Origin of the sequence: Candidatus Nitrosotalea sp. FS (assembly GCF_011319475.1) — an archaeon.
GTDB lineage: Archaea > Thermoproteota > Nitrososphaeria > Nitrososphaerales > Nitrosopumilaceae > Nitrosotalea.
On sequence record NZ_RCMC01000138.1, the window covers coordinates 1 to 21083 of the forward strand.

A 21083-nucleotide genomic window follows, 5' to 3' on the forward strand; every position below is an offset into this window, starting at 1 on the left:
ATTTGGAGAACGATTCATAATAGAAATAGTAGTTGCCGATGAAAAGAAAAATGATATAATTGCAGCCATTCGAAAATCCTCTAAATTCGGAAAAATATTTGTCAGTACAATATCTGAAGCATATGATATCCAAACTCCAAAGAAAGATGAACAAGCAATCTGAGTTTAGAAAATATTATCTAGTATACACTCTGTCAAGATTTACATGATCCGCATAGATGCAATCGTTCCACAAAATGATATTCGTGCTATCAGTGATGCTCTAAAAAAAATTGATGTGGGTGGAATAACTATCATGAAGGTACGTGGAAGGGGCAAAACAGTGGGACCTGCACTTCATGCTGGGAAAGGTACTGAGACATTCATTCCTGAATTTACAGACAAGTATATTGTAACTGTGATTGTGGAAGAAAAAGATGAGAACGAAGTGGTAAGCATAATTCGTGACCACACAAAAATAGGCAAAATTTTCATGTACAAACTTTCTCGTGCAGTAGATATTGCCACTGGTGCCGAAAACGAAAAGGCAATTTAGATTTCAACTTAGTTCTTTTACTGATTTTTGTATCTAGTACTTGGTTTACCAACAACTTGTGGAAACATTCTAAAAGATACTCTTAGAAACAACATCACGCTAGTGTGAATGGTGAATATTTGAATTGAAACAAAGATCTTGTACTTGTACATGTGGGTGTACCAGAAATATCGCCAGTGTATATTACAATATGTGTATATTCTGCACACTAAATGATCATAAAAAATAACTTGTTTGTTATTTTATATCTTGAAGGTCGGTCGCATCTTTGCGTATGTAATTATGACTGCAATTGATATTGCAAATATCGAAACAGCTAATGGACCAAATTCTGGAATTGAAGGTGTTGTATTATTTGTCTGATTTTGTACTTGAGCAGGACTTGATGTGAACTCAAATGTTGTTGTAGCAGTTTTATCTGGTCCTCCGTATGTAACATCTACTTCATACACGCCTACGCTCTTCCAAGTACTTCCTCCTGCAACTGCCTGGGTGGAATATGTTCCATCGGTACCAGGATTAGTTTGTGTAAGGTATGCTATATCATGTGAAGTGTCTCTGATTATTATTGATATGGGTACATTGAGTTGGTTTGCTACCTTGCCAGATATGGTGATTGTGTCTCCATCTGAGTATGATGTTTTATNTAACGGGCCAAATTCTGGAATTGCAGGTATTGTATTATTTGTCTGATTTTGTACTGGAGTGGGGCTTGATGTGAACTCAAATGTGGCTTTGGCAGTTTTATCTGGTCCTCCATATGTCACATCGACTTCATACACGCCTGCAGCCTTCCAAGTACTTCCTCCTGCAACTGCCTGGGTGGAATACGTTCCGTCTGTACCGGGGCTGGTTTGTGCAAGGTATGCTATGTTATGCGAAGTGTCTTTGATTATGATTGATATGGGTACCTGAAGTTGGTCTGCTACCTTGCCTGNAACAGAATATGTTCCGTCTGTACCAGGATTGGTTTGTGCAAGATATGCTGGGTTATGCGAACTGTCCATGATTATTACTGATATTGGTACATGAAGTTGGTCTGCTACCTTGCCTGATATGGTGATTGTATTGCCGTCTGAGTATGATGTTTTATCAGTTGATACTGTGATGGCAGTTTGTGCAGATGCAGTCAAAAATGAAACTGTCAAAAGTGTAATTGCCACTATGAATATCTTTGAATTTAATGTCAATACGTCTACCTTCATTATTTGATATTTAAGATTTCATTCTTTTTGATACCCATTGCAATGGTCTGCGTCTGTTTAGATCTAACTGGACTTGTAGTGAACATGTCTATTCATTTGATTTGTAGACTAAATTCTGTGGAGCCAGAGTCATCTTAAAATAGAATATTATTTGGAGGACTACCATGCAGGGATCAAACGCACTTGACAATTATGATNTTGATGATTCTAGTGGGCTAAATTCTGTGGATATAGAGTCATCTTAAAATAGAATATTATTAGGAAGACTACCATGCAGGGATCAAACGCACTTGACAATTATGATGCAAAAAAAGCAGAAAAATCACTAAAGATGCTGTTTACTGACAAGAGTAACGAATTTCGAGAACTAGCCCATGGTATTGGATATCCTACCTCAAATAGTGGCTGGGAACACATCATTTTGAATTTTTGTCTTGATTTTGATGATTGTTTCAAGGCCTGGTCAAGCAAAGATCTTAGTGCTGATCATATGCAGGTGCACAAGTGCAACACCATGATGAGACAAATTGGTCTTGGTAAATCCAACATGACCGAAGTTACACATCTTGAAAACATTGCATACCGAATTGCAGAAGATTTCAAAGCAATTTACAAGAGAATAGAATAGTTCTCTGTAAAACATTACCGANTGACAAGTTTATCCTTCTGAGGCAGATTTTCCACCGTCTACATTAAGAATCACACCTGAAATCCATTTTGCATCATCTGATGCAAGATATACTGCAGCATGTGCTACATCTTCTGGCTGACCTATTCTATTCAATGGTTGTCTATCTTCTAGAATTTTTCTTGCTTCTGGATAGTCAAGATATGATTTTATCATTCCAGCATTGACTATTCCAGGATTGATACAGTTACATCGAATGTTTTTTCTTGCGTATTCTACTGCCAATCCCTTGGTGAACATGTTTATTGCAGCTTTTGTTGTACAGTATGCCGTTAGGTGAACTTTTGGTATGGCTCTCTCGGCTGAAATTGATCCTATGTTTATTATGCTTCCACCTTTTTCATTCTCAAGCATCTTGATTAGCGTTAATTTTGTTATCCTGAATGTACCAAACAAATTGATGTCTATTAGAGAGTTCAAATCTTTGTCTTGCATTTCATGAAAATGTATTGGATCAGTAATTGTCCCGGCATTATTTACTAGTATGTCGATTCTTCCATAATGATCAACTATCTGATTTACAGTTTGAATTACTTGGGCTTCATTTGTAAGGTCACATGCAATTGCAACTGTCTTTGTAGCATAATCGGGAATTGATTTTCTTACTTGTTCTAGCTTGTCCATATGTCTTCCAAGTAAAACCACCTTGGCACCTTCGCCTACAAATTTTTTGGATATCTCTAATCCGATATCGCTTGAAGCCCCTGTGACGACTGCTATCTTGTCCTTTAATCGCACATAGGGTATTCGTGATTATACTATATGAATAATAACTGTGATTTTCATATACTGGTTTATTTTTTAGCCAGTTTTTGAATCTCTTGTGTAACCAGTGGCAAAAATGCTCCTACATCAGTTACTATTCCCAGTGCTTGCCAGGTTCCCCTATCCATGAGCTTTGTTACGGTTGGCTGGCTGATGTCTACTACAATTACTTTGACGTCGGCTGGTAGCATGTTGCCTGTGGCAATTGAATGAAGCATTGTTGAAACCATGATGACAAGTTTTGCATCTTTGACAATCTCCTTGTATTTTCGTTGCGCTACTGTCATGTCTGTAATCACATCTGGTAGTGGGCCGTCGTCTCGAAGTGAGCCTGCAAGTACAAAAGNTCTATCCATAAGTTTTGTTACTGTTGGCTGGCTGATGTCTACTACAATCACTTTAACATCAGCTGGTAGCATGTTGCCCGTGGCAATGGAATGAAGCATTGTTGAAACCATGATGACAAGTTTTGCATCTTTGACAATCTCCTTGTATTTTCGTTGTGCCATTGTCATGTCTGTAATTACGTCTGGCAGTGGACCGTCGTCTCGAAGTGAGCCTGCAAGTACAAAAGNCAGTCTTATCAGTAAAGAAATTGAATCTGATGCTCCGGTGTGAACTATTGCAGGTCCGCCAACTAGAANAGTGTACCGTCTTGCACATTCATCCCAAGAGATGTGCCAAGAGTTGAATACTCGATATCGTGAACAGCAAGAGCATTTCCTGCAAGAACTGCATTGATGAATCCTAGTCTTATCAATAAAGAAATAGAGTCAGATGCTCCGGTGTGAACTATTGCAGGTCCGCCAACTAGAACAATCTTTCCGCCGGCTTTTTTTATCTTGTAAATATCTTCTGCAACTTTTCTTGCAATATGTTGTGTTGGTCTCTCACTTGAACTTCCACTGCTCATGAATTGAAATAGGTTAACTCCCTCTCTTGGTCTCTCAGGTGGAGTGACACGTATTCCTTTTTCTCCTACAATTATCTTGTCTCCTTTTTTGATGTCCCGAATTGGAGTGCAAAATGCCCTGTTGTCTTTTAATATGATGCATTTATCCATCATCATGTTTTCTACTCGGATCCACTTTCCTTTGTAGAAAATTTCGGTGTGATTGTTTGTAGTACTGTAAAAGTCATCTGGCATTACCATGTCTTTTTGTGCTTGTTTTAGTGAAATCTCTTGCTGGATCTTGGATGTAGCACCCTCGCGGTATACTGCCTCTAAAATTTTGTCAAGGTGTTCTTGTGATTGACNATCATCTGGCATTACCATATCTTTTTGTGCTTGTTTTAGAGAGATCTCTTGCTGGATCTTCGATGTAGCACCCTCACGATATACTGCCTCTAAAATCCTATCAAGATGTTCTTGAGATTGGCCCTGGATTGTAAGTTTTGCATGACTCTCATCTTTTTTGTGTTTTCCAACCTTGAATTCTTGAACCTGAAATTCTCCTTTTAAATCCATTATGACATCGAAAATCTTGGTCAATATCATGGAATCAATGAGGTGTCCACTGACCTCTATGTCATGGGAAAACTTCTTTGCCATTTCCTGAATTGTGTGAGTTGTACTAATTTAATCTTGATGTTAATTTGTCACCGTCATATTGCAGAGATATCATACAGGGAGGACCACGTCCCCGTTGTGTTCGGTCATGTTATCTGCTTTCAGTCTTGCAACTATGGCATCCTTGCGTTCTGTATCAAGGCCTCTAACAAGAGCTTTTGAAATTCCGTTTTTATCGCAAATTACTATCATGTATCCTGTGGAATCTGACAAAACATATCCTCCTGCATCATCTAAAACCGCATAGAAATTTTCTTGGCCTACTGGCTCCCATACATTTGATTTATTGTCTCGTAGAGCTAATGCTGGCATTGCTTGATCATTACATAATGTATTGAGATATTCCCGGGCTTCTTTGACTCGTTTTTCACCAATCTTGAGTGCCACAAAATATTGCATGATTAAAAAACTAATTCTTGTTATTTATACGATAGTGTACCAAGTATGTCTAACAATTCTTTTGATTTGATCTCTTTTTTTGCTGAATCGATGAACAAACCAAGTTTTTCATTTGAAAAGCCTTCCGATGAATATTTTACAGCTTGAATTGCCATCTCGAACTTGTCAATGTCATGCAATAACACAGATTCTTTTGTATTTGCTTGCGTGTACTCATCCCATATGTTGGAATATTTTACTGCGACATCTTCTGGTAATTTTGAAAGAATTTCTTTTATTGCTTCATCTTCTGCTGCTTTCTTGTTCTCTTTTGAAATTTCTTCGGGCATAAAATCTCCTGTCACAGATTCAGCCAAATCATGAAGAAGTGCCATCTTGAGAATTTTTTCTGTATCTAGGTTATGTACGTCTGAGAAAACCATTGCCATCAGTGCAGTTCCATACGTATGGTCAGCGACCGATTCTGGATGCTCTATTCCTATCTTGCTCTTCCAACCCTTACGCGGTACTTTTTTTAGCTCTGTTGCAAGATAGAAAAAATCAAACAGCATTTGTATGTCTTATTCTGCTTTGCCTGTTTTAATCTTTGAGTATGTCTGAAAATCACAAAATATGTCACATTTGCAAACAAGATTAAAATTGTAACAGTCTCACAAATAAGCATCTTTGAAAATCTACACTAAAACGGGTGATGATGGAACTACGGGATTAATTGGTAACAAACGTGTAAAAAAATCAAACCCAAGAATTGCATCTTATGGTATGGTGGATGAGCTAAATGCTTCTATTGGAATAGTCTTGTCATCAAAATTAGGAAAAGATATTCACATTCTTCTTACAAAAATACAAAATGATCTTTTTGTAGTAGGTGCTGATCTTGCAAATCCAGACTTGAAAAATAAATCAAATCGCGTTACATCTGAGATGACAACGTATTTAGAAAAAGAAATAGATCGTCTGGAAGAAAAGCTAGATCCTATAACATATTTTATTTTACCAGGTGGAGATTTAGTTGCTTCACAAATCCATCTGGCACGAGCAATATGTAGAAGAGCAGAAACAAACATGGTGAGTTTGTCTGAAGTTGAAACAATCAACAATCTGTGTTTAATCTACATGAATCGATTATCTGATCTTCTTTTTGTCGTGGCAAGAACAATAAACAAAAGAAAAAAAATTTCTGATGTTGCGTGGAAAAAGTAAGAGACACACTTTAATTCCCCAATAATTGGATAATGGAATGTGCCGCCGTAGCTCAGCCCGGGAGAGCACTCGGCTGAAGACCGAGCTGTCGCATGTTCAAGTCTTGCCGGCGGCACCTTCAAGTTATGTTTGATGTCTATCCATTTTTGATATTTTATGCATGAAAAATTCAGTCATTTGGTCCTAACTTTGATGAGGTGTTTTGTCCTAACCTGATTTTTCTATCTTGGTACTTCGATATTCTCTAAGTGACATCCCATTTGTTATGAGCAATAACGCTTGCAAGACATAACCTCCTATGATCAACACAATTGCATTGTAAAATGGGTGAAATGTAGACATGATTTCAAGGTGTTTTGGAGAGATGGTATTACCTGCAATGACTATTCCAGCAATAATGAAATTTGGAATGTATGCATATCGAAAATTCTTGAGTGAAACTATGACAAGTGCAATAAATGACGATTCTAGTATAATGGCTGGAATTAGAAATTTTGGATCTCCTAGTGGTATGCCAAAGGCACCGACTACACAAATTGATGCAAGAACTGCAACTAGATATCTCTGAATTTTATTCATTTTAATTTCAAGTCTGTTGTTATATTTAATAAAATTAATTATATCAACTGAACTCTAAAACATGTCTTAAATAGGGTATTTTGACAAATGCATTTTAGATATAACATGAGTGCAGATGCTGCAAACTATTGTAAAAAAATCCTAGCACTAGATCCAAAGATTAGATTTGCTGGCAAGATAGTAGATGAAGAACTAGTGTCTACTGCAAGAAAAGATGGTGTCATACCGCTTCTTGACAAAGATCTTGCTGCCTTGGCACATCATCAGGTATCAGTAAAGGCAATGATGGACAAGATGTTCACTGATAAACTTGGCAATACAGACTGGATTGTAGAATCAAAAGGCAAAGTGAAATTATTGACTATATTTCAAAAGGATGGAATACTCATTTTATCAACAGAGCCTACCTCTGATCATCATTCCATAATTGAAAAAATAAAAAATCTGAGCTAATACAATCTAATAATTTCAATGACATACGAAAATCGGCTTTTTTTCTCGAATTGTGAAGGAATTATTTGATATTGTAATAATGAGACAAGTTTAAAAGGACGATGTTACTTGTTGGATAATCGTCTTATGACAAAGGACAAGAAAAAGGAAGCAAAAAAGCTAGCCAAAAAAGAGGCCCCAAAAAAGGAGTCATCTAAAAAAGAAGTGGCAAAAAAGGAAGCTCCCAAGGTCAAACCAAAAGAAAAGGCCAAACTCAAAGAAGACATAGTTCACGAAGATGATGGCATAATTGTTGTAGAAGATGATACTGGTCTTGACAAGGAAGNAAAGGTCAAACCAAAAGAAAAGACCAAACTCAAAGAGGATATCGTTCACGAAGATGACGGTATCATTGTTGTAGAAGATGATGCTGGCCTTGACAAGGAAGCAGAGCTAGAGGCAAGAAAGGCATACCTAGAAGAAGCACGTTCTCAAGAAGCAAGCGACGATTAGATTTCTCTTTACACTTGATCAAAAAGACTTATCCATCATTATACCAATACAGGATAGATGAGATCTCTCTGTTTGATTACTGTCAAACCAGGCAAAGTTGATCCTGTTATTGCATCACTGAAAAAAACAAGGAAGATAATCAAAGAAATAATGGTTGTAACGGGAAGAGCAGACATTGCTGTAGTTTTACAGGGAACAATTGACGAAATCAACAACATTGTGATTGATTTTAAAAAGATAAAAGAGATTGTTTCAACAGAGACTCTAATCGAAGTGGAGGTGGATATGGGTTGGTCAAAGCCGTAGTACTAGTCAAATCTCCAAAAAAGCTCATAGCTGCAAGACTTCGCATGGTAAAATCAGTTTATGATTCATTTGCAGTGAGCGGACAATTTGATGCAGTTGCACTCATAGATGTAAAAGACTTGTCAATGATAAAGGATGTTACAACCGAGATTCAAAACATAAAAGGCGTAGAACGTACCGAAACGATGGTACAGGTAATCTAGCGTTACCATAATCTTTTAACACTGCGATGACTTACTGTGTACATGAATATCAGACACCTTGGAAGCGTAATTCTTGCTGTCTCTGACCTGCCAAAATCCTTAAAGTTTTATCACGAAGTGATTGGCTTGCCAATCAAAAATAGTAGGGAAAACTGGGTAGAGTTGGCAAAAGAAGGCGCCACGGTCATACTGCATCCAGCAAGTAAGCCCATCAATACTGGAACGTCAATTGATAATGGCATAGTAATGGGATTGGTTGTAGGGGATATCGAATCTGCAGTAAAAGAACTCAAGGCAAAAAATGTCCCAGTCTACAGAGATGTTACTTCGCACAAGGCAGGCAAAAACTGTATTGTGTTAGATCCTGACAAGTACATGGTGTCGTTATTTGAGCCATCATTTGATGATGGTGCAAAACAAGCCCGTGGGTTCCATGGATTTGCTCCACTCTAAATAATTTTTTTAATTTTTGCAATAATTTTGTTTACTGCATCAGGTGTTACAGACTTGTTAACTGAGATATAGTAAATTCCTTCTTTTCGCTGGAATATGACGACTGTCACCTTATCATGCTTGAGGATGATGCTGTCCATGTTCCCAAGTGCTGCGCTTGCCTTGTTACGCATTGTAAGCATTGTTGAAACAAGAAAGAATTCATTTCTTGTAGACTCGTTGGATAGTAACATTGCAAGGCCTGGTCTGAGTATTCCAGTCATGGTTCTACCATATTCATTTACTAGTCCTACGTATCTGATTGATTTTGATAATTCTAGTATGGTCTGACATTTTTTTCTATAATGTGTTATCTGTTCAGTCCATTTTTGACTGGGTGTTTTTTGCACAGTTAGTGTAGCAAGTTTATGCTTTATAAAAGTTGGAATTACTTTTTCTTTTCTTTACCAAGGTCTGCTTTCAAAGCCAGGTTCTCTTTTCGAAGTCTCTCATTTTCTTCATTTAATGTATCAACTGTTTGTGTTGCCATGTGCATTGGATGTCCTGGATTGAATCGATTTGGTGTCATGTTAAACAAACCAGCTGCATATCTTTGAAACATTATGTGATGACCTGAAAGTTTGTTCATCATCATATCGGCATCTTGTACTATGCTATTCTTTACCATTGCAGCACTTGCTATTCCTTGTGGGGGATTGGCACGTGGTGGTAATCTTGGAAATGCAAATGGAGAATTTAGCATGTCAGTTGGATGTCCAAAAGATTCCATCATCTTTCGTACATCATAAGGCCACATGACTAGAATTCTTCTTGGCCTCTATTTCATGTTTACTCACAAAATCACGCATTAGATATAGTACTATGTCAAGTGTGTGTCATTTCTTATCAAATTCTGTCGATCGCCGATCCTTATAGAATGGCCTGATCGACACCAGTTTAATGTCAAAAACAATATCAATGCATTGTATAAAATGCAAAAAAAATATTGGTTCGACTGATTTATACAAAATTGTAATGTATATTGTTGATCAAAAGTTTACAGATCATCATTATGAACATGTAGAATGCCCTGACAAGTTTACGGTCTAGGTATGCATGGCATAAACTTTGTAAGTTTTGCCAGTCTTCTTGTCTTGGTATGACCATCGATTGTCTGCCCACTCTATCTTCTCAAAAAGACTTTTCAGAGTAGGGTGAAGTTTGTCATAAATGTCATCACCAACTAGGATCTGATTTGGTTTTGCAAGTGCCGTAATCTTTGCAGCAATACTTACTGCAGGACCAAGTATGTCAACATGAGAGCGGACCTGGTCTGCACCATATCTGACAACCACATTCTCTCCAAAATCCATCCCTATCTTGACACGTAACTCTGGATAATCATATTCACTAAGTATTGGATTTATTCCGCGTTCAATTACGTCTATCATNAAATCCATACCTATCTTGACACGTAGCTCTGGATAGTCATATTCGCTAAGTATCGGATTTATTCCGCGTTCAATTACGTCTATCATCGTTCTAGCACAGTTTACAGCACTGTCTGATACCACAAGTGGGCTTTCTTCTGCAATAAAGTATCCAATCACTGCATCACCTACATATTTTAGAACATATCCTCCATGATGACGTATCACAGATCGCATCTCCTGTGAGAATGAACTGATTATTATTCCGAGTTTTTCTGGTGGCAAAAGTAGTGCCATGTCTGTAGAGCCAACTAGATCTACAAACATTACAATCATGTGCAGTTTCTGGGCTACATGTTTTCGCAAAAACGTATCAGATTCATCTACAGAATAATCATACTCGTATCCTTTTTTGAGCGAACTCCACACCCTTTTCTGTGTCTCCTTGATGAGACTCTCGCTGTCCAAGGTCCCTGACTTGCCACCTCCAAGCATCATGTCTATGATGCCTTTGGCAGTAGTCTTTTCATCATGTCGCTGTTCTGGTTCTTCACTCATTTCTTACTCATTCCAACGGGAAATTGGCGCCACATACAGGGCATACACCTCTTTCCCCCTTGTATTTTATATCAAAGTATTGTATTATCTCGACATTGCAATTCCAGCAGATTATCTTCTTAAAAGACGGCTTTGTCATGGTCTAAGTCCTGGTTAAAAATGAGTTTACAGAGTATTTAAAGTACATACCGATTTTATGTGGAAGATTTCAAAAAACATCTAATGCAGATTCCTGTCAGTAACCCAGATCCTTTCATAACAATCATGAGCGAAAAGGCAGAAAGCATCAGGCTTGCATATCTTGAACATATCACCGCACTTGCAAGAAAAGTTCCGTTAAAGGTAATGCTGGGGGATGGTACCGTGACAGACCAGGAATCATTTGATCCAGCACTTGTAAGACAATTCTTTGATGGTATCTTAAAGAAACTACCAGAGTGGGAAAACCAAGGGGTCTCTGCAACTGCAGAGAAAGACCTACGAAGAAGTTTCATAAAATTTGAGATTAAAGAAGGAAACTATCTACTTTCTGCACACATGTCACTGCAATACCATGCATTATTGTTTTACAAACTTGACCATCGTGTAATTGAGATCCAAAAGGAACTCTCAGACATATCAGACATGATTACAAAACTCCAGGTTCAGGTGGGGCCAGAAAACGACAAGATAATTGAACAAAAATTACGACAAGAGGGATATCAAACTCTGGACGAGCAGAAACTGTTTGAAGTATTGTTTAACCGCGAAGACATTACACAGGATATCGTAAAATCAATTGAGGTATCTCATGCAGAACATACAAAGCTTGTATCAAACCGAGACAGATTGTTTGGAGAACTTGATAATATGTTGATAGAGGTATACCACACTACACCAGTATTAATTGACGAAAACAAAATGATTGCAGCAGAAGAAGGATGTCTATGCAATTTTAATCTTGAATACCTAAAGAACAACACAAGACAAGGAAACATAAACCTCACAAGAATTTCAGATCAGACAAAGACAAACCTGTTGGCATTACTTGATAGTATCATAAAAATTCTAAAAATTAAAATATTGTTTATATCAAAGTATTTTTAAAAATCTAATACAATTAGTCAAGAGGCTGTTGTAATCATGGTGCCAGAGTTTGGGGAGTTGACACCATGGTACATCGATGCCCCTTGACTTAGATCTGACATGTTCTCAGAATATTATTTAGCCCTTTTTGATCCTTGAAAATTTTAGTAATTTATGATATAATTATAAGATTTCTAGTTAAAATGTATGTTTATAATCCAAAATACATATCGATTTTTGGGTCAGTATTGTTCAAAAAACCAAATATACCAAGATGGGGCTGGAAATTCTGTTGAATGTTACTTTTGAGGATATAATAAAATCACAAAAAATACAGCGTAATGTAATACGTAGAACGCCGCTAGAAAGTTCACACTCGTTTAGTGTCATGACAGGCTCCAAGGTGTATCTCAAGTCTGAATGTTTACAGAAGACTGGTTCATTCAAGTTCAGAGGAGCGTATGCCAAGATTGCAAGCCTTTCAAAATCTGAAAAGAAAAAAGGAGTCATTGCAGCATCTGCAGGAAATCATGCACAAGGTGTTGCATATGCATCGTCGCTTGAAAAAATACCATGTACAATTGTAATGCCTGTAACGGCCTCGCCTGCCAAAGTTTCTGCCACTAGATCATATGGTGCAAATGTAATCTTGGAGGGTACTATCTATGATGAATCTTATGCAAAGGCTGCAGACCTTGCACGAAAAACAGGTGCCACAATGGTTCATGCCTTTGATGACGAAACAGTAATAGCTGCACAGGGAGTGATAGGACTAGAAATATTGGAAGACCTACCAGATGTTGACGAGATTTATGTTCCGATAGGTGGAGGAGGGCTAGCAGCTGGAATTCTAAAAGCAGTCAAGACAAAAAAACCCAAAGTCAAAGTAATAGGTGTCCAGTCATCAGGTTTTCCTGCAATGAAAAAATCATTTGATGTTGGCAAGCTACAATCTGTTTCAGGACATAGGACAATAGCTGATGGCATATCTGTAAAAACTCCGGGTCAGTCTACATTTAAAATCATAAACGAAATGATTGATGACATCGTCCTTGTTGATGACTCGTCAATAGTAAAGGCAATGTTTCTACTGATGGAAAGATCAAAGACCGTAGTAGAACCAGCTGGAGCAGTTGGTCTTGCATATCTTCTTGATAAAAAACCTGCCAAGGGCAAAAAAGTGGTCGCAATTCTGTCTGGAGGAAACGTGGACATGTATCTATTGGGCCAGATTGTGGCAAAAGGGCTGACAGAGATGGGAAGAATGGTCAAGATCTTTATCCTTTTGACTGACAAACCAGGTGCTCTCAAGGAAGTAATAGACCAGATATCATCACTGAGCGTAAATATTGTAGACGTGATTCATGATAGGCTAAGCTCAAGCATACCTGCAGGCACTGCAGGGGTTACATTGAGCCTTGAGACTCAGGACCAGGCACATGCTCAGCAACTGATCAACTTTTTGAAGAAAAAGAATGTCCAGTTTAAGGTAGTTACCTAGTGTAGACAATCTGGTTCCAAGAGATGGTTTAACATCTGTTGAAAAAATCACGCCACGTTTTATTTTTATGAAAATTGGTTGACTAGCGAGAAAATGTTGAATATCAAAACTATCCCGACAAAAATACATGCTATTACAGTTGTAATTTTTCTGTTTACAAATTCACCCATTAATTTTTTGCTTGTTGTAAGTATGACAACAGGTATGACTGCAACGGGTATCAATAAGCTAAGAATGAATTGACTGTACACAAGTATATGCAAAGGATCAAAACCAAGTAGTACTGCAATAGTTGTTGGAATCACGTTTACAAATCTTGTAATTATTCTTCGTAGCCATACATTGACTTTTTTTCCTAGGAATCCTTCCATTATTATCTGACCTGCCAATGTTCCTGCTGCAGATGAAGCAATGCCTGATGATAGCAAAGTGATAAGAAATACTACTCCGGCAGATACTCCAAATATTGGCACAAGTGTCTTGTATGCTTCGGTAATTGATGCAATCTGTGAGTTATGTGGGTAGAATGCAACTGCTGCCATCAACAATATTGCCGCATTTATCAGGGCAGCTATTGTAAGCAAGAATACTGTCTCTACAAGATGTAGTTTTCGCATCTTTTTTCTCTCATCTAGTGTCTTGCCGATTGCTTTTTCTTTTGTAAGAAATGAATGCAAAAATACCACGTGAGGCATCACTGTAGCTCCTATTATGCCAACAGCAACAAACAATGCACTGGCATTTGCAAAGTGTGGGGATAGTGACCCTGTTAACACTCCATGAATATCTGGAGGTGCAATTAGTAATTCATATGCATAACCAAAGCTTATGATTGAAACAAAGATCNGGGAATGACGTTTACAAATCTTGTAATAATTCTTCGTAACCACACATTGACTTTTTTTCCTAGGAATCCTTCCATTATTATCTGACCTGCCAATGTTCCTGCAGCAGATGAAGCAATACCTGATGATAGCAAGGTAACAAGAAAGACTACTCCAGCAGATACTCCAAATATTGGCACAAGTGTCTTGTATGCTTCGGTAATTGATGCAATCTGTGAGTTATGTGGGTAGAATGCAACTGCTGCCATCAACAATATTGCCGCATTTATCAGGGCAGCTATTGTAAGCAAGAATACTGTCTCTGCAAGATGCAGTTTTCGCATCTTTTTTCTCTCATCTAGTGTCTTGCCGATTGCTTTTTCTTTTGTAAGAAATGAATGCAAAAATACCACGTGAGGCATTACTGTCGCTCCTATTATGCCGACAGCAACAAACAACGCACTAGCATTTGCAAAGTGTGGAGATAATGACCCTGTCAATACTCCGTGAATATCAGGAGGTGCAATTAGCAGTTCATATGCATAGCCGAAGCTTATGATTGAAACAAAGATCNAAGTGTGGCGATAATGATCCTGCCAATACTCCGTGGATATCCGGTGGAGCAATAAGCAGTTCATATGCATAACCAAAACTAATGATTGAAACAAAGATCAAAAAGAGCTGTTCTAACAGTCGGAATTTTCTAGAGGTCAGGGCCAGTATTATGATAACATCAGCAGCCCCAAATATTGCAGCATAAAGCATAGGTACGCCAAATAACAGGTTCAATGCGATAACTGTCCCAANAACAAAGATCAAAAAGAGTTGCTCCAACAGGCGGAATTTCCTAGAGGTTAGTGCTAGTATTATGATAACATCAGCAGCTCCAAATATTGCCGCATAAATCATTGGCACACCAAATAACAGGTTCAATGCGATAACTGTCCCAAGGTATTCTGCAAGATCTGTTGCAGCTGCTGCAACTTCTGAGCTTAACCAGTATGGAATTACAAATAATCTTCTACCCAACTTTTCACGCAAAATCTCTGCCAAGCTCTTTTCTGTTGCAATACCTAATTTTCCTGACAAGTACTGCATCAGCATCGCAATGGCACAAGAAAGCCATACAACCCAGAGTAAAGAGTATCCGAAAGCAGCCCCTCCCTGTAGATCAGTTCCATAGTTTCCAGGATCCATGTATCCTATACTTACAATCAGTGCAGGTCCGGAATATGTGATGAACCGTCTAAGAAAACTTGTAAAACGAGATATTTTGGAATTTGGTGATATCATGTCAATGATTCCGGAATGTTCTTCTCTTCATATAAAAGTTAGCTAGGGCTAAATTATTTAGTGTAGACTAAATCTCTGGAAATTCGCTTTACAAAATGATTAATAGACAACAAAATAAATCACAGCAAGTTGGTCTCAGCAAATAACTGGAAAGGCAGGTCTCACCTCACATGGTCTGACATAGAGTCACAAGTGAAAGTACTTGTAACCAAGATAAGAAAGACGGGTTTTGAATTTGATAATATTGCTACAGTATCAAGAGGAGGTCTAGTGCCTGCAAGGCTGGTTGCTGATCATTTTGATGTAAAGAAAATTTTAATAGACAAAAACAAGATTCCGCCAAGAACACTTTTTGTTGATGACATTTATGATTCGGGTGATACCTTCAACAGAATATTTCCTCTAGTCTTGGAGCCTAAAAGTTTCTTGTATGCCACATTAGTTGCAAGAAAAGGCATGAAATACCCTGAACAACTAGTGTATGCTAAAAAAACTCTGGGCCGCGAATATGTGGTATTCCCATGGGATAAACTAGAATCAAATAGGAATTCTAAGCACATCAAGGATTAAGTATTACAATATTGTTTGTATGTCATGAATCCATTTGCATGTTCAAAATGTTTTATTGGGTATAGGCCAGGCGAACTAATATCATGCCAAAAATGTGGACAAGAATTCTGCGGTACTTGCTTTAAGCAACACACTCACTAAATCAAAAAATTAAGTAGTGGTCATTGACAAATCACTTCATAATGGAATTTGGCGGAGACGATGTAGATACACTTGCCCTGATGTTTGACAAACTACAGTATATCTTCCGTGGATATGATCCATACATCCAAGCATTTACAGAAATGCATGAACTATACAAACAAGGCAAGCTGGCTGAAAGAGATTATTACTATGGCATCACTGACGCAGTTCTCAAGTATTNTCCCATGGGATAAACTAGAATCAAATAGGAATTCTAAACACATCAAGGATTAAGTATTACAATATTGTTTGTATGTCATGAATCCATTTGCATGTTCCAAATGTTTTGTTGGGTATAGGCCAGGCGAACTAATATCATGCCAAAAATGTGGACAAGAATTCTGTGGTACTTGCTTTAAACAACACACTCACTAAATCAAAAAATTAAGTAGTGGTCATTGACAAATCACTTCATAATGGAATTTGGCGGAGACGATGTAGATACACTTGCCCTGATGTTTGACAAACTACAGTATATCTTCCGTGGATATGACCCATACATCCAGGCATTTACAGAAATGCATGAACTGTACAAACAGGGCAAGCTGGCTGAAAGGGATTACTACTATGGCATCACTGACGCAGTTCTCAAGTATTCCGCCCTTGATTTTCTAGGGTTAAAGGCCATGTTTGAGATAAAAAAGGCACTAAATCGAATGAATAATCCATCTCGCGTCTCAACACAGAGTTTGACAACGGGTAATGTGTCTGGGCAAGCAACAGCTGGTCCGCAAAACTCTGTTGCGTCATTTATCTCAACAAAAAGCATACCCAGCAGAGATGAAGTTGTAAATCAAATAACAGGAGATGGAAAAAGATGCATAACATGTGGTAAAACCATGTCAAAGGTGGCAAAATTTTGTACCACCTGTGGAAACAAGATGTAATGTTGTTTAATTCAAGAACTAAATAATCCCACTTGAAAATAAATTCGCGGATCGGTAGTCTAGCCTGGTTAGGATATCGCACTCACACTGCGGGGGTCGCTGGTTCAAATCCGGCCCGATCCATNGAAACTAGAGGAAACATACAACATTCTTTAATATTTCAAAAACTATTGAGTTACAAGTTTGAGCCAGATAACATCAAGCCATGCATATGGCATAGCATTGATTGCAATAATAGTTGGCACTGCAGTTGGAATATCATATTATCAGCTTTACTTTCTACCTGAATACAACGCAAAGCCACATTTTGACAATCCAAAGATTGCCAATCCCGGTCAAACAACTACAATAAACATTGTCACGGGTTCAGTAAACCAAGACCAAACACAAAACTTTCTACCAAAAAAACAAGCCGTTCAACTAGGAATTGATAATTTGGTAACATGGAAAAATAATGATGATACTGTCCATTTTGTAACACCTGTAAAACCATTCAAAGATCTCTATAGTGGAGATTTTGGTTCTGAGGCAATACAGTCTGGTAAAACCTACACATTCTTGTTTACTCAAGAAGGAAGTATACCGTATTTTTGCAAAGTTCATCCCTGGATGACTGGCGAAATTGATATTGAACATGGTGCACTCACATCGTAAAAAATCAAACATGTGAACATTTTCAAGATCTTAAGGAATATCCATAATACATACTACTTTCTGATTCAACGTGTTGAACAAATACGTCATAATTCCAATAATTGCAGTCATTGCAATTTCTGCATTCTTGATTGGACAAAATGTGTACAACTCATCAGCTTCTCAGACAAGTACATCCTCAACTATGCCATGGCCAAACATTCATCAAAACGTACAGACTGATTTTAACAATAAAATAAACTCGCCACAAATTGAAAATGATTCGTTCATACACCCATTTGCGGTAGTCATTGGCGACTGTCATATTGGTAAAATGGTCTTGATGGCACCAACTTCAGTATGCAGAGGAGATGAAGGTACGCCGATATTCATTGGTGATTATTCTAATGTCCAAGATGGCGTGATCTTGCATGCTCTAGAGACTACGATAGACGGACAAAATATCGATAATCGCAGATTCTCTGCAGGTGGAGACAGCTTGCTTGCAAATGATTCAAGATTTGATGGAGGATATGCAATATTTGTTGGCTCTAAAGTTAGTCTTGCACATGATTCTATGGTACATGGACCTGCATGGGTAGGTAACAATACTTTTGTTGGAATGAAGAGTTTGATATTTAATGCAAAAGTAGGAAACAGTGTCGCAATTGGCGTTTCAAGTACTATAACAAATGGGGTAGTGATTGCAGATAACAAATTTGTTCCACCTGGAAGCGTAATTGTGACACAAGAACAAGCAGATGCATTACCCTCTCGCATAGGAAGTGCATATGAAAACATCAACAAGGACGTAATCCATGTTAATGAAAACTTGGCAGACGCTTACAATCACCAAGACATTGAAAAAATAAAACATTATCGTGAAATTCTGATGGAGGAAGAAGGAATGATTACTACAAAACCTTCGCCTTGAAAGATATCGATAAATTCAAAAGAAATCATTTCCGTACAAGTTTAATATCCCAAANGTTTCGTACAAGTTTATTATCCCAAATCACATACCAAAAACATGGGAACCAAAATTTTTGTAAATCTGCCAGTCAAAGACCTTGACAAATCTAAAGAGTTTTTTTCAAAACTTGGCTTTGCCTTTAACGCTCAATTTACGAATGAGAATGCAGCATGTATGGTCATCAGTGAAGACAATTACGCAATGCTTTTGGTAGAATCTTTTTTCAAGACATTTACAAAAAAAGAGATTGTCAATGCCAAGAAGAGCACCGAGGTTCTTGTAGCACTATCTTCAGAAAGTAAGGAAGAAGTGGATAAAATGCTCCGTAATGCATTGGCAGCAGGTGCAAAAGAAGCAAATGAGCCACAAGACCATGGTTTTATGTATGGTAGAAGCTTTGAAGATCTAGACGGTCACATTTGGGAAATATTTTGGATGGACCCAAAGGCGATAAAACCATCCTGATTACAATTAATTTGTAGATCAAGAGTTCAATTGTATTATCACATCATCATATAATACAATCAAACAGCTTTCATTTTCTTAAACGAGTATGTACCCAAGGCCCCTAGCACACAACTGTATATCAATAGAATGAGCAGGTCAAGACCTAACGGGTGACTTCCTATTCCTAGTATGATATTTCGAAGAGCATCTACTGCATAGGTTACAGGATCAACAGTTGTCAAGACTGAAAGCCATTGTGGAAGTTTGTCGATTGGAAATAGTGCACCACTAAGAAAGAACAATGGAAACACTACAAAACTGATGATCATTTGAAACCCTTCAAGGCTTGTCATGTAGCTTCCAAGGGTCAGACCGAGGGATGTGAGTGCAAATGAGAGAAGCAAAACAATCACTACCGTCTGTACTAGTGCCAATGGACTGAATTGTATCCCTATGATAAGGCCAACCACTAACAGTATCGATACTTGAATCAAAGAATTGGTCATGCCGCCAAATGCCTTGCCAGTGAAAATAGTAGACCGGGATACAGGTGCTACCATGACACTTTTTAAAAAATCAAATTTCCGGTCCCATATGATGTATGAGCCAAAAAATACTGCTGAAAAAACAACTGACATGCAAATTATTCCTGGAAATATGAACTTCTGGTAATCTATCGAGTGCGCTACAGAAGTTGATGAACTAAATCCACTACCTATTACAAACAACCACAATAGTGGTGTAAAAGTTGATGCAACTAGCCTACTTTTTTCTCTAAAGAATACCTTCACTTCCCTTAACCATAGGGCATAGATCTTGTCAGCGTACACCCTAATGCTTGTCATATTGTACATACCTCTCCAGGAATCCGCCTTCGGCTTGTTCTTTGATGTTTTTTCCAGTCAATTTCAAAAAGACATCACTTAGTGTAGGACTGGATGATTCAACCGATTCTACATCTACATGTTTTAGAATCTCTGGAATGTTCTTTTTTGCATCATCAACTCCTAATATGACATATCCATCAAATGACTCTATTTTCTTGACACATGCAAGATTTTTCAAGACAGTGATATCAGAATCATGTTTTTTTAGTTTAAGTTTAACAATGTCGCCACCTAACATCAATTTTAGATTAGTAGGCGTATCAAGTGCAATGATCTTTCCTTTATCCATAATGCCAATTCTGTTGCACAACATGTCTGCCTCCTCCATGTAATGTGTCGTGAGAATAATCGTGAGTTTTTCTTGTTTTACAAGTTGTTGTATGTACTTCCACATGGTTTCTCTGCTGGAGGGATCAAGTCCTAGAGTAGGCTCATCAAGAAACAATACTTTGGGGCTGTGAATCAGTCCTCGTGCTATTTCCAATCTCCTGCGCATTCCGCCAGAATATTTTTTCACCTGATCATCTTTTCTTTCAGTCAAACCTACTAATTCAAGTGCATCTTGGATACGTTTTTCCCGGATGCTTGGGTCTACACCATAAAGCATGGCATGTATCTGTAGATTCTCGTAACCAGTAAGAAGGTCATCACTACTTGGAACTTGAAACACAATACCTATGCTAGTGCGTACTTTTTCAGGCTCCTTTTGTATGTCAAAATTATTCACGGTTGCAGAACCTGAAGTTGGTTTGAGTAACGTAGCAAGCATGTGGATTACAGTAGTCTTGCCTGCACCATTTTGACCTAGCAGTCCAAAAACCTCGCCTTGTTCTATATCTAATGACAAATTATCAACCGCAGTTAATTTTTCATAACGTTTTGTCAAATTATTTATTCGTATCAAGTAACTCTAGAACATCATGACCCCATATTATGTTTAGATTATAACCACGAAAAATAAAACATCATAAAATATGAATCAAACAAGTTATTCACAAATAC

Annotated in this window: 25 protein-coding genes, 2 tRNA genes and 8 pseudogenes; 17 read left to right on the plus strand and 18 right to left on the minus strand. The window is 37.8% G+C overall.

The window, feature by feature from the left end; genetic code table 11:
- Window positions 1-19: 19 nt before the first annotated feature.
- The 3 genes from DYY66_RS16090 (at window position 20) to DYY66_RS04810 (ending at window position 2368) form a co-directional block, all read left to right on the plus strand.
- Entirely contained in the window at window positions 20-163 is a 144-nt protein-coding gene (locus DYY66_RS16090; RefSeq protein ID WP_394352579.1) for a hypothetical protein, read from the plus strand.
- Between the two features lie 42 nt (window positions 164-205).
- Window positions 206-535, plus strand: coding sequence for a P-II family nitrogen regulator (locus tag DYY66_RS04800; RefSeq protein ID WP_166286672.1), 330 nt, complete (start codon window positions 206-208; stop codon window positions 533-535).
- Between the two features lie 1476 nt (window positions 536-2011).
- Window positions 2012-2368, plus strand: coding sequence for a hypothetical protein (locus DYY66_RS04810; RefSeq protein ID WP_166286676.1), 357 nt, complete (start codon window positions 2012-2014; stop codon window positions 2366-2368).
- 30 nt (window positions 2369-2398) lie between these two features.
- On the opposite strand, the gene DYY66_RS04815 is transcribed toward DYY66_RS04810, so the two are convergent.
- The 7 genes and pseudogenes from DYY66_RS04815 to DYY66_RS04835 form a co-directional block, all read right to left on the minus strand.
- Window positions 2399-3166, minus strand: coding sequence for an SDR family NAD(P)-dependent oxidoreductase (locus DYY66_RS04815; protein WP_166286678.1), 768 nt, complete (start codon window positions 3164-3166; stop codon window positions 2399-2401).
- Window positions 3167-3222: 56 nt separating this feature from the next.
- Window positions 3223-3539: pseudogene (locus DYY66_RS15400) on the minus strand (TIGR00300 family protein); the annotation flags it as partial.
- Between the two features lies 1 nt (window position 3540).
- Window positions 3541-3708: pseudogene (locus tag DYY66_RS15405) on the minus strand (TIGR00300 family protein); the annotation flags it as partial.
- A gap of 129 nt (window positions 3709-3837) precedes the next feature.
- Window positions 3838-4450: pseudogene (locus tag DYY66_RS04825) on the minus strand (TIGR00300 family protein); the annotation flags it as partial.
- Window position 4451: 1 nt separating this feature from the next.
- A pseudogene (locus DYY66_RS14175) lies at window positions 4452-4745 on the minus strand (TIGR00300 family protein); the annotation flags it as partial.
- Between the two features lie 69 nt (window positions 4746-4814).
- The gene (locus tag DYY66_RS04830; RefSeq protein WP_166286682.1) at window positions 4815-5162 is read right to left on the minus strand and encodes a hypothetical protein; all 348 of its coding nucleotides are present in this window, start codon (window positions 5160-5162) and stop codon (window positions 4815-4817) included.
- A gap of 20 nt (window positions 5163-5182) precedes the next feature.
- The gene (locus tag DYY66_RS04835) at window positions 5183-5713 is read right to left on the minus strand and encodes an HD domain-containing protein (protein ID WP_166286684.1); all 531 of its coding nucleotides are present in this window, start codon (window positions 5711-5713) and stop codon (window positions 5183-5185) included.
- A 115-nt stretch (window positions 5714-5828) separates the two neighbouring features.
- Here DYY66_RS04835 and DYY66_RS04840 point away from each other — a divergent pair, with 115 nt between their 5' ends.
- Window positions 5829-6365: a cob(I)yrinic acid a,c-diamide adenosyltransferase gene (locus tag DYY66_RS04840; protein WP_166286686.1), complete on the plus strand. Its 537-nt coding sequence runs from the start codon at window positions 5829-5831 to the stop codon at window positions 6363-6365.
- A gap of 41 nt (window positions 6366-6406) precedes the next feature.
- A tRNA-Phe gene (locus DYY66_RS04845) sits at window positions 6407-6480 on the plus strand.
- Between the two features lie 92 nt (window positions 6481-6572).
- Here the strand turns inward: DYY66_RS04845 and DYY66_RS04850 are convergent.
- The gene (locus DYY66_RS04850) at window positions 6573-6944 is read right to left on the minus strand and encodes a hypothetical protein (protein WP_166286688.1); all 372 of its coding nucleotides are present in this window, start codon (window positions 6942-6944) and stop codon (window positions 6573-6575) included.
- 105 nt (window positions 6945-7049) lie between these two features.
- Here DYY66_RS04850 and DYY66_RS04855 point away from each other — a divergent pair, with 105 nt between their 5' ends.
- The 4 genes from DYY66_RS04855 (at window position 7050) to DYY66_RS04875 (ending at window position 8851) form a co-directional block, all read left to right on the plus strand.
- Window positions 7050-7397 (plus strand): hypothetical protein, encoded by a 348-nt coding sequence (locus tag DYY66_RS04855; RefSeq protein WP_166286690.1) that lies wholly within the window; start codon window positions 7050-7052, stop codon window positions 7395-7397.
- A gap of 549 nt (window positions 7398-7946) precedes the next feature.
- On the plus strand, window positions 7947-8195 hold the full coding sequence (locus DYY66_RS04865) for a hypothetical protein (RefSeq protein WP_166286694.1): 249 nt from the start codon (window positions 7947-7949) through the stop codon (window positions 8193-8195).
- On the plus strand, window positions 8180-8398 hold the full coding sequence (locus DYY66_RS04870; protein WP_166286696.1) for an Lrp/AsnC ligand binding domain-containing protein: 219 nt from the start codon (window positions 8180-8182) through the stop codon (window positions 8396-8398). The genes DYY66_RS04865 and DYY66_RS04870 overlap by 16 nt, the downstream gene beginning before the upstream one ends.
- A 42-nt stretch (window positions 8399-8440) precedes the next feature.
- A complete protein-coding gene (locus tag DYY66_RS04875; RefSeq protein WP_166286698.1) occupies window positions 8441-8851 on the plus strand; it encodes a VOC family protein in 411 nt (136 codons plus the stop codon).
- Here DYY66_RS04875 and DYY66_RS04880 read toward each other — a convergent pair.
- From DYY66_RS04880 to DYY66_RS15270, 4 genes and pseudogenes are all read right to left on the minus strand, one after another.
- The gene (locus tag DYY66_RS04880; protein WP_166286700.1) at window positions 8848-9240 is read right to left on the minus strand and encodes a hypothetical protein; all 393 of its coding nucleotides are present in this window, start codon (window positions 9238-9240) and stop codon (window positions 8848-8850) included. The genes DYY66_RS04875 and DYY66_RS04880 overlap by 4 nt on opposite strands.
- Before the next feature lie 38 nt (window positions 9241-9278).
- Window positions 9279-9647, minus strand: a complete 369-nt coding sequence (locus DYY66_RS04885) for a hypothetical protein (protein ID WP_166286702.1) — start codon at window positions 9645-9647, stop codon at window positions 9279-9281.
- A gap of 289 nt (window positions 9648-9936) precedes the next feature.
- A partial coding sequence (locus tag DYY66_RS14180; protein ID WP_304515740.1) for an adenylate/guanylate cyclase domain-containing protein occupies window positions 9937-10281 on the minus strand: 345 nt, incomplete at its 5' end.
- Window position 10282: 1 nt separating this feature from the next.
- Window positions 10283-10818: pseudogene (locus DYY66_RS15270) on the minus strand (adenylate/guanylate cyclase domain-containing protein); the annotation flags it as partial.
- 222 nt (window positions 10819-11040) lie between these two features.
- Between DYY66_RS15270 and DYY66_RS04895 the strand changes: the two are divergent.
- Both DYY66_RS04895 and ilvA read left to right on the plus strand, forming a co-directional pair.
- A complete protein-coding gene (locus tag DYY66_RS04895; RefSeq protein WP_166286706.1) occupies window positions 11041-11904 on the plus strand; it encodes a hypothetical protein in 864 nt (287 codons plus the stop codon).
- A gap of 271 nt (window positions 11905-12175) precedes the next feature.
- Window positions 12176-13384 (plus strand): threonine ammonia-lyase, encoded by a 1209-nt coding sequence (ilvA, locus tag DYY66_RS04900; protein ID WP_166286708.1) that lies wholly within the window; start codon window positions 12176-12178, stop codon window positions 13382-13384.
- A gap of 65 nt (window positions 13385-13449) precedes the next feature.
- On the opposite strand, the gene DYY66_RS16095 is transcribed toward ilvA, so the two are convergent.
- The 4 genes and pseudogenes from DYY66_RS16095 to DYY66_RS16110 form a co-directional block, all read right to left on the minus strand.
- A partial coding sequence (locus DYY66_RS16095; protein ID WP_394352577.1) for an Nramp family divalent metal transporter occupies window positions 13450-14230 on the minus strand: 781 nt, incomplete at its 5' end.
- 1 nt (window position 14231) lies between these two features.
- Window positions 14232-14274 (minus strand): annotated as a pseudogene (locus tag DYY66_RS16100) (hypothetical protein); the annotation flags it as partial.
- A 508-nt stretch (window positions 14275-14782) separates the two neighbouring features.
- Window positions 14783-14973, minus strand: a pseudogene (locus tag DYY66_RS16105) (divalent metal cation transporter); the annotation flags it as partial.
- A gap of 42 nt (window positions 14974-15015) precedes the next feature.
- Window positions 15016-15501, minus strand: a pseudogene (locus DYY66_RS16110) (Nramp family divalent metal transporter); the annotation flags it as partial.
- Window positions 15502-15630: 129 nt separating this feature from the next.
- Here DYY66_RS16110 and DYY66_RS04920 point away from each other — a divergent pair.
- The 6 genes from DYY66_RS04920 to DYY66_RS04950 all read left to right on the plus strand — a co-directional run bounded on the left by DYY66_RS04920 (window position 15631) and on the right by DYY66_RS04950 (window position 19212).
- The gene (locus DYY66_RS04920) at window positions 15631-16071 is read left to right on the plus strand and encodes a phosphoribosyltransferase (protein ID WP_166286716.1); all 441 of its coding nucleotides are present in this window, start codon (window positions 15631-15633) and stop codon (window positions 16069-16071) included.
- Window positions 16072-16670: 599 nt separating this feature from the next.
- Window positions 16671-17141: a hypothetical protein gene (locus tag DYY66_RS04930; protein WP_166286720.1), complete on the plus strand. Its 471-nt coding sequence runs from the start codon at window positions 16671-16673 to the stop codon at window positions 17139-17141.
- A gap of 48 nt (window positions 17142-17189) precedes the next feature.
- Window positions 17190-17264: transfer RNA gene (locus DYY66_RS04935), tRNA-Val, on the plus strand.
- 60 nt (window positions 17265-17324) lie between these two features.
- Window positions 17325-17795: a copper-binding protein gene (locus DYY66_RS04940; RefSeq protein ID WP_166286722.1), complete on the plus strand. Its 471-nt coding sequence runs from the start codon at window positions 17325-17327 to the stop codon at window positions 17793-17795.
- A gap of 73 nt (window positions 17796-17868) precedes the next feature.
- Window positions 17869-18708 carry a carbonic anhydrase gene (locus DYY66_RS04945; protein WP_166286724.1) on the plus strand — a complete coding sequence of 280 codons (840 nt, stop codon included), beginning with the start codon at window positions 17869-17871 and terminating at the stop codon, window positions 18706-18708.
- Between the two features lie 96 nt (window positions 18709-18804).
- The gene (locus tag DYY66_RS04950) at window positions 18805-19212 is read left to right on the plus strand and encodes a VOC family protein (RefSeq protein WP_166286726.1); all 408 of its coding nucleotides are present in this window, start codon (window positions 18805-18807) and stop codon (window positions 19210-19212) included.
- A gap of 59 nt (window positions 19213-19271) precedes the next feature.
- Here DYY66_RS04950 and DYY66_RS04955 read toward each other — a convergent pair whose 3' ends face one another.
- Together DYY66_RS04955 and DYY66_RS04960 are read right to left on the minus strand one after the other, a co-directional pair.
- On the minus strand, window positions 19272-20039 hold the full coding sequence (locus DYY66_RS04955; protein ID WP_255496112.1) for an ABC transporter permease: 768 nt from the start codon (window positions 20037-20039) through the stop codon (window positions 19272-19274).
- Complete coding sequence (locus DYY66_RS04960) at window positions 20026-20985, minus strand: ATP-binding cassette domain-containing protein (protein ID WP_166286730.1); 960 nt, start codon at window positions 20983-20985, stop codon at window positions 20026-20028. Before DYY66_RS04960 ends, DYY66_RS04955 begins: the two co-directional genes overlap by 14 nt.
- Between the last annotated feature and the right edge of the window lie 98 nt (window positions 20986-21083).